We start from the raw sequence: 6913 nt of genomic DNA on the forward strand, positions 1-6913 counted from the left end.
GTCCACTTGCGCTGCCATGTTCCAATTTCGGTATGCCAACCGCCGCCCGCTCACTGACCGCGACGACGCTGAAGAAGGCGTCATCCGCCCAGAACGCCCCCTCCGCCAGGGCTTCCAAGGGCCCCAAGGCCATCGCCTCCACGCAGTCCTTGTCCTCCTTCGTCAAGGGCATCTGCGACATCATGCGGCGCAGCAACTGTGCCAGCGCGCTGCAGTACGTGCCCGAGCTGACCTGGATTCTGTTCCTGCGCATCCTGGATGCGCAGGAGCTGCGCGAGGCCGAGCGGGCGCAGGCCCAGGGGCGCGACTTCTCGCCGGCCCTGCGCGAGCCCTATCGCTGGCAGGACTGGGCGGCGCCCTTCGTGCTGGAGGCCGACCGCCGCACGCCTGAAGGTCGTCACGCCGGCTGGAAGCGCGAGGCCCTGAAGGGGCGCGTGGGCGACATGATCGCCTTCGTCAACAAGGAGTTGCTGCCCCACCTGCACCAATTGGATGTGTTGCCCGATGGCCAACCCAACCCCGATGCCAGCCCCAAACAGCGGGTGATCGGACGGATCATGACGGCGGTCGACAAGCTGCGGGTGGATAACGAAGCCAACCTGCTCGACATCCTGGACAGGGTGGACGAGATCAGCATCGACCACATCGACGACCAGCACTTCTTCACGCTGTCGCAGGTCTACGAGGACCTGCTGCTGAAGATGGGCGAGAAGAACTCCGACGGTGGTCAGTTCTTCACCCCGCGCGAAGTGGTCCGGGCCATGGTGGGCACGCTCCAGCCGCAGCTGGGTGAGACGGTGTACGACCCCTGCTGCGGCACGGGTGGCTTTCTGGCCCAGGCCTACGACTACCTGAAGTCCCACCTGGACGACGCGGCACCCGCTTCGGTCATCCACCAGCTCAAGACCGCCACCTTCCACGGCCGCGAAAAGGAGAACCTGGTGTTCCCGATCGCGCTGGCGAACCTGGTGCTGCATGGCATTGACCAGCCGCGGCTGTGGCACGGCAACACGCTGTCGAACGCGCCGACCTACGAGGCGCTGTTTGCGCAGGCCCCGACCACCTTCGATGTCATCCTGACCAATCCGCCCTTCGGTGGCAAGGAGGGCAAGGTGGCGCAGGACCGCTACGCGTTCAAGACCAGCTCCACGCAGGTGCTGTTCATGCAGCACATCGTGGACGAGCTGGCCTCGCCCGGCGAGGGCGAGACAGCAGGCGGGCGCTGTGGCGTGGTGCTGGACGAAGGCTTTCTCTTCCGGACCAATGAGAGCGCGTTTGTAGAGACCAAGCGCAAGCTGCTGGACGAGTGCGACGTCTGGTGCATCGTCAGTCTGCCGGGCGGCGTGTTCTCCACCGCGGGTGCTGGGGTCAAGACCAACCTCGTGTTCTTCACCAAAGGGCGCCGAACCGAGCGCATCTGGTACTACGACCTGTCGCACGTCAAGATGGGCAAGAAGCAGCCCATGACGCTGGCCCATTTCGGCTGGTCGCCTGATTTCAAGCTGCTGACCGACGCCGAGCTGCCGGCATCTCTGGTGGGTGACTGGACTCCCGCGCAGCAGGCGCCCGAAACACCGTTCCCGAGCTTTGCGCGGCTGCTGGCGAAACGCGATACCGAGGCCGCCGACAGCGACTTCTCCTGGACGCTGGACATGGCTGCCCGTCGTGCCGCCGCCCGTCAGGCCATGGCGCCGCATGAGGCTGAGGTGGCCCGCTCGCGCGATCGCCAACTGGCGCTGAAGGAAGAACTGGCGCTTCTGCGCAAGGTCAAGGCGCCTGAGGATCGTTTGCTGGCCTTGCAAACGGCACTGTCTCAGGCTGAGCGGGAAGGGCGCGAGGCCCAAGCCAAGGCGGATGCCCTTGATGCCGCCGTGTTCGACCTGAAGGCGGTTAACCCGCATGCCAGGATGCAGCGTGACGAGCGCACGCCCGCGCAGATTCTGGAGGCCATCGAAGCGCATGGCCGCACTCTCCAGCAGGCGTTGTCGGCGTTGCGAGCGCTGATGTAGGTCTGCAGCGCGGTAAGGAACTGGCTGCCTGGATCCAGCGGCGATCTTCAGATGGCGACCATGGCAGCCGATAACGACACACCATGGAAGCCTTCATCACGCTGCCCGCCGAGCCGCAGTCCATGGCCACCGAGGCCCTGCGGCGGCGGGCACCGCCCGCAGTGGCGCTGATCGACCTGGACCATTTCAAGCAGATCAACGACCAGCATGGCCATGCCGCGGGCGACCAGGTGCTGCGCGATTTTGCCGACCGACTGCAGCATGCGCTGCGGCGCTCGGACACCTGCGGCCGGGTGGGCGGCGAGGAGTTCCTGGTGGTGCTGGACGGTCTGTCGATCGACGACGCGCAGGAGGTGATGCAGCGTCTGCTGCTGGCCGTGCGCCAGGGCCGGCCGCTGGATGATTTGCCAGACTTTGCCTACTCCGCCAGCATCGGCCTGGTGCGCGCACGCGAGGCCGAGCGCCCCGAGGACGTGATGGCCCGCGCCGACCTGGCGCTGTACGCCGCCAAGCGCGGCGGTCGCAATACCTGCGTGGCGCTGCCCTGACCGGCCCCCGCCGCCTCAGGGCGAGGGCACCGTCGGGGCGAACTTGGCGCGCTTGGTGGCAAAGAAGGCCTTCACGTTGCGCACATTGGCGTCTTGCGTGAACAGGCGCTGGGTCAGCGCCAGGTAGTCCGGCATGTCGGCCGCCCACACCACCAGCATGAAGTCGGGGCCGGGCGACACACGCCAGCACTGCTGCACGGCCGCCTCGGCCACCGCGCGGGCCTCAAAGGCGTCCAGGTGCTCGGCGCCCTGGCGGTCCAGCGTGACCTCGCACAGCGCGGTGAGGCCGCGGCCGGCAAAGGCGGGCGCCAGCAGCGCGGTGAATCGCTCGATCACGCCGACTTCGCGCAGCCGCTTGACGCGCCGCAGCGCCGTGGCCGGCGAGACATGCGCCGCCTCGGCCAGCGCCTGATTGGTCAGGCTGGCGTCGGCCTGCAGCAGCTCCAGCAGGCGCCAGTCAACGGGATCCAGGTCGATGAAAGCTTCCAAGAAATTACTTTGGATGAATGAATATGCCAATTCTGCAGGATGCTGACGAAAAATTCCATTGATGGTCACAACTGGCAAGCATCTTTCTCTCTGGCCTGACTACGATGCCGCCCAGTTCCATTCCAAGGTGAACCCCCATGTGTGGCATCGTCGGCGCCGTCAGCACCCGCAACATCGTCCCCGTTCTCGTCCAGGGCCTGCAGCGCCTGGAGTACCGCGGCTATGACAGCTGCGGCGTGGCCGTGCACCAGGACGGCGAGCTGCGCCGCAGCCGCTCCACCGCCCGCGTGGCCGAGCTGCAGGCCCAGGTGGAGGCCGATGGTGTGGCCAGCGGCACCGGCATCGCCCACACCCGCTGGGCCACGCATGGCGCGCCGGCGGTGCACAACGCCCACCCGCATTTCAGCCGCGGCAAGATCGCGCTGGTCCACAACGGCATCATCGAGAACCACGACGAGCTGCGCGATGAGCTCAAGGCCAAGGGCTACGTCTTCGAGAGCCAGACCGACACCGAGGTCATCGCGCACCTGGTGCACCAGCTCTACGAAGGCGATCTTTTTGACACCGTGCAGCGGGTGGTGGCCCGCCTGCAGGGGGCCTATGCGATTGCCGTGTTCTGTCGCGACGAGCCGCACCGCGTGGTGGGCGCACGCCACGGCTCACCGCTGATCCTGGGCGTCGGCGCCGACGCGGACCCCGAGGCGCGCTACCTGGCCTCGGACGCGATGGCCCTGGCCGGCGTGACCGACCGCATCGTCTACCTGGAAGAGGGGGATGTGGTGGACCTGCAGCTGGGCAAGCACTGGATCTCCGAGCGCCTGGCCGACGACAGCTTCGTGCCGGTGCTGCGCGACGTGAAGATCGTCCACGCCCACAGCGGCGCCGCCGAGCTGGGCCCCTACCGCCACTACATGCAAAAGGAGATCTTCGAGCAGCCGCGCGCGATCGCCGACACGCTCGAAGGCGTCGAGGGCATCACGCCCGAGCTGTTCGGCGACGGCGCGTACCGCGTCTTCCGCGAGATCGACCGCGTGCTGATCCTGGCCTGCGGCACCAGCTACTACAGCGGCTCCACCGCCAAGTACTGGCTGGAGAGCATCGCCAAGATTCCCACCAGCGTGGAGATCGCCAGCGAGTACCGCTACCGCGACAGCGTGCCCGACCCCCGCACCCTGGTGGTGACCATCAGTCAGAGCGGCGAAACGGCGGACACCCTGGCCGCGCTCAAGCATGCCCGCAGCCTGGGCATGCGGCACACGCTGACCATCTGCAACGTGGCCACCAGCGCCATGGTGCGCGAGTGCGAACTGGCCTACATCACCCGCGCCGGCGTGGAAGTGGGCGTGGCCAGCACCAAGGCCTTCACCACCCAGCTGGCCGGCCTGTTCCTGCTGACGCTGGCCCTGGCCCAGGTGCGCGGCACCCTCACCCGCGAACAGGAAGCCGAGCACCTCAAGGCCATGCGCCACCTGCCCGTGGCCCTGCAATCGGTGCTGGCCCTCGAGCCCCAGGTGGTGGCCTGGGCCGAGGCCTTCGCCCGCAAGGAAAACGCGCTCTTCCTGGGCCGCGGCCTGCACTACCCGATCGCGCTGGAAGGCGCGCTCAAACTCAAGGAAATCAGCTACATCCACGCCGAGGCCTACCCCGCGGGTGAGCTCAAGCACGGCCCGCTGGCCCTGGTGACGGCCGAGATGCCGGTGGTCACCGTGGCCCCGAACGACGCGCTGCTGGAAAAGCTCAAGAGCAACCTGCAGGAAGTCCGCGCCCGCGGCGGCGAACTCTTCGTCTTTGCCGACAGCGACACCCGCATCGACAGCGGCGAAGGCCTGCACGTCATCCGCATGCCCGAACACTACGGCGCACTCAGCCCCATCCTGCACGTGGTGCCGCTGCAGTTGCTGGCCTATCACACCGCCTGCGCGCGGGGGACGGATGTGGACAAGCCCAGGAACCTGGCGAAGTCGGTGACGGTGGAGTAGCCCAGGGCGGGCGCGCACCAAGTGTTCTTTGCCATTAATGTCTGAGACAGCGCATAAATGTTCGAGACAGCGCATCAAAGTCTGAGACAAGGTCGGAGGGGGTGAGGGGCAGCTTCAGACGGGGTTTAGCCGTTCGTTTCGCAAGATCGAGTGTGGGCGAGCACTGAAGCCGGCTGTTCGCACTAGTCCAATGAATCGTTGAGATTGGATGTGAGCCTCCCAGGTGGCGAGGCCACCGACTTCACTGATTCAGTGGACTAGGTCGCGTACGTCGCCGACGACCGTCACTCGGATCTATGGCGATGAAGCGGACACGAGCGCTCTTTCCCGCGATCCAGACTTCAAGATGACTTCGCCGGACGAATCCTGACGTTGCGAGTCGGTGTTCTTTGAACTGCTGTACCGATGCCATCTGCCAGGTGGTACGTCTCGTAGAGAGCCACGCTCACTCCGCGCCGAAGGCGCGCAACGGAGCTCCCAGCGTAAGGACATGGCCCCCGGCGCTGGCCAGGTTAGGCGCAGGTCCCACAGGGCGCAGGACCGGACGCGCGGGGGAGCCTGGGTTTAAGGTAGTCCAGGTCGAACGCGTCGCGGTCCACGACAGCGAGATAGCTGCCGAGCAATGACGACGCGTAGGGCATGCGCACTCGACCAATCCGTCGCAGGTTCCAGGTGTAGCCGCCGGGCACCGCAGGCTCTTCACCGTTTGCCGCCTTCGCCTTCAGGAATGTCCCGTGTGCGATCTGTTGGAACGGGCCGCTGGCGGAAAGCGTCAGCTGGCACCTAGCGTCCTTCTCATCACTGGCAGGATCACCCTTCTTCGCTGCGCGCAGGTCATAGGCCTTCTTGAGGCCTGACAGAACAGATGCCCCGCTGATGCGTTGGCCAGGCAGAACCCACTCCGGGGCAGCCTGACCTTCGTTGTATTGCAACCGGCCGTCGGCGCGGAAGGACACAAGGTCCAGAAGTTCAAGACGAACCGATGTGGTCTTGCGTAGTTCGCATGCCCATTGCTTGCCATCAAGAAGAAAGGGCAGGCGTATCTGCTTCAGCTTTGGAGCATGATCGGCGGTTGGCACTTCCTTCAGTTGAATCAGAAATCCCGCGTCGACATCACGCTCTCCATTGGGTCGCAGGGTGACGTCACAGGGCTGAACCAGCAAGATGAACCTGTGGGAGGTGCCGTTCGGTCCGGTGAACTCAAAAACATCCCCACATGCCAGGGGAGAGCCACCTTTGTTGACGAGTTCCTCTGGCTCCCAAACCTCTTGTCGTCGGAACGATTCCAGCTTTTCGTGGTGCGTCGGCGGATCCACACCCAGCGGGATACCGCGAAGCAAGCGCAAGCGCTGCTCGTTGCGGCGGGTTGCCGTGTCTACTGAGAACAAATGTCGGAATGATTCCGACATGGATGCCGTGAGCGCACGTTCCACGACGTGCAACTCGGAAACGCCCTCTGCGTGAGCTCGTCCAATCACATATTCGTCGAGTTGCTCCGGCGGCACAGCAAGCAGGTCATTGCTGGCTGCCTTGAACGCCTTGTCGATGTGGCTCTGGACACGCACCAGGACCTCGTGAACGTTCCGGCGCAGCCCGGCCCGCTTGATGGCGATGCGCAGTGCTTCGGCAACTGCACCATGCCGCCCCTCAGGGGATAAAGCCGCGTCGCCCACGGCGTCGAGGCGCTCCTTGGCGATGACGCAAACTGGGGCGACTCCAAGAGCTTCCTGCGAAAGCTCGTGGCGCAGTGCAAGCTCCCTTTGTTGACGCCGACCGAATTTTGACCACCCGTGCCGATTGAACTTTGACCAGGGGCGGGAGGCTGTCGCGAGGACAGCCATCTGTGGATAAGTCTAGTCGCTGGCTGGGTTGACGCCCTCCTGGTCAG

Annotated in this window: 5 protein-coding genes; 3 read left to right on the forward strand and 2 right to left on the reverse strand. The window is 65.4% G+C overall.

The window, feature by feature from the left end:
- Positions 1-32: 32 nt before the first annotated feature.
- Together KAK06_RS19050 and KAK06_RS19055 are read left to right on the forward strand one after the other, a co-directional pair.
- On the forward strand, positions 33-2009 hold the full coding sequence (locus KAK06_RS19050) for a class I SAM-dependent DNA methyltransferase (protein ID WP_210803736.1): 1977 nt from the start codon (positions 33-35) through the stop codon (positions 2007-2009).
- An 83-nt stretch (positions 2010-2092) separates the two neighbouring features.
- Positions 2093-2557: a GGDEF domain-containing protein gene (locus KAK06_RS19055; RefSeq protein WP_210803737.1), complete on the forward strand. Its 465-nt coding sequence runs from the start codon at positions 2093-2095 to the stop codon at positions 2555-2557.
- 15 nt (positions 2558-2572) lie between these two features.
- Here KAK06_RS19055 and KAK06_RS19060 read toward each other — a convergent pair whose 3' ends face one another.
- Positions 2573-3046 carry an Lrp/AsnC family transcriptional regulator gene (locus KAK06_RS19060; RefSeq protein ID WP_210803738.1) on the reverse strand — a complete coding sequence of 158 codons (474 nt, stop codon included), beginning with the start codon at positions 3044-3046 and terminating at the stop codon, positions 2573-2575.
- A gap of 137 nt (positions 3047-3183) precedes the next feature.
- On the opposite strand from KAK06_RS19060, the gene glmS reads away from it, so the two are divergent.
- Positions 3184-5025 carry a glutamine--fructose-6-phosphate transaminase (isomerizing) gene (glmS, locus tag KAK06_RS19065; protein ID WP_210803739.1) on the forward strand — a complete coding sequence of 614 codons (1842 nt, stop codon included), beginning with the start codon at positions 3184-3186 and terminating at the stop codon, positions 5023-5025.
- A gap of 512 nt (positions 5026-5537) precedes the next feature.
- Here the strand turns inward: glmS and KAK06_RS19070 are convergent.
- The gene (locus KAK06_RS19070) at positions 5538-6866 is read right to left on the reverse strand and encodes a hypothetical protein (protein WP_210803740.1); all 1329 of its coding nucleotides are present in this window, start codon (positions 6864-6866) and stop codon (positions 5538-5540) included.
- Positions 6867-6913 lie beyond the last annotated feature (47 nt).

The organism is Ideonella aquatica (assembly GCF_018069755.1).
Lineage (GTDB): Bacteria > Pseudomonadota > Gammaproteobacteria > Burkholderiales > Burkholderiaceae_C > Ideonella > Ideonella aquatica.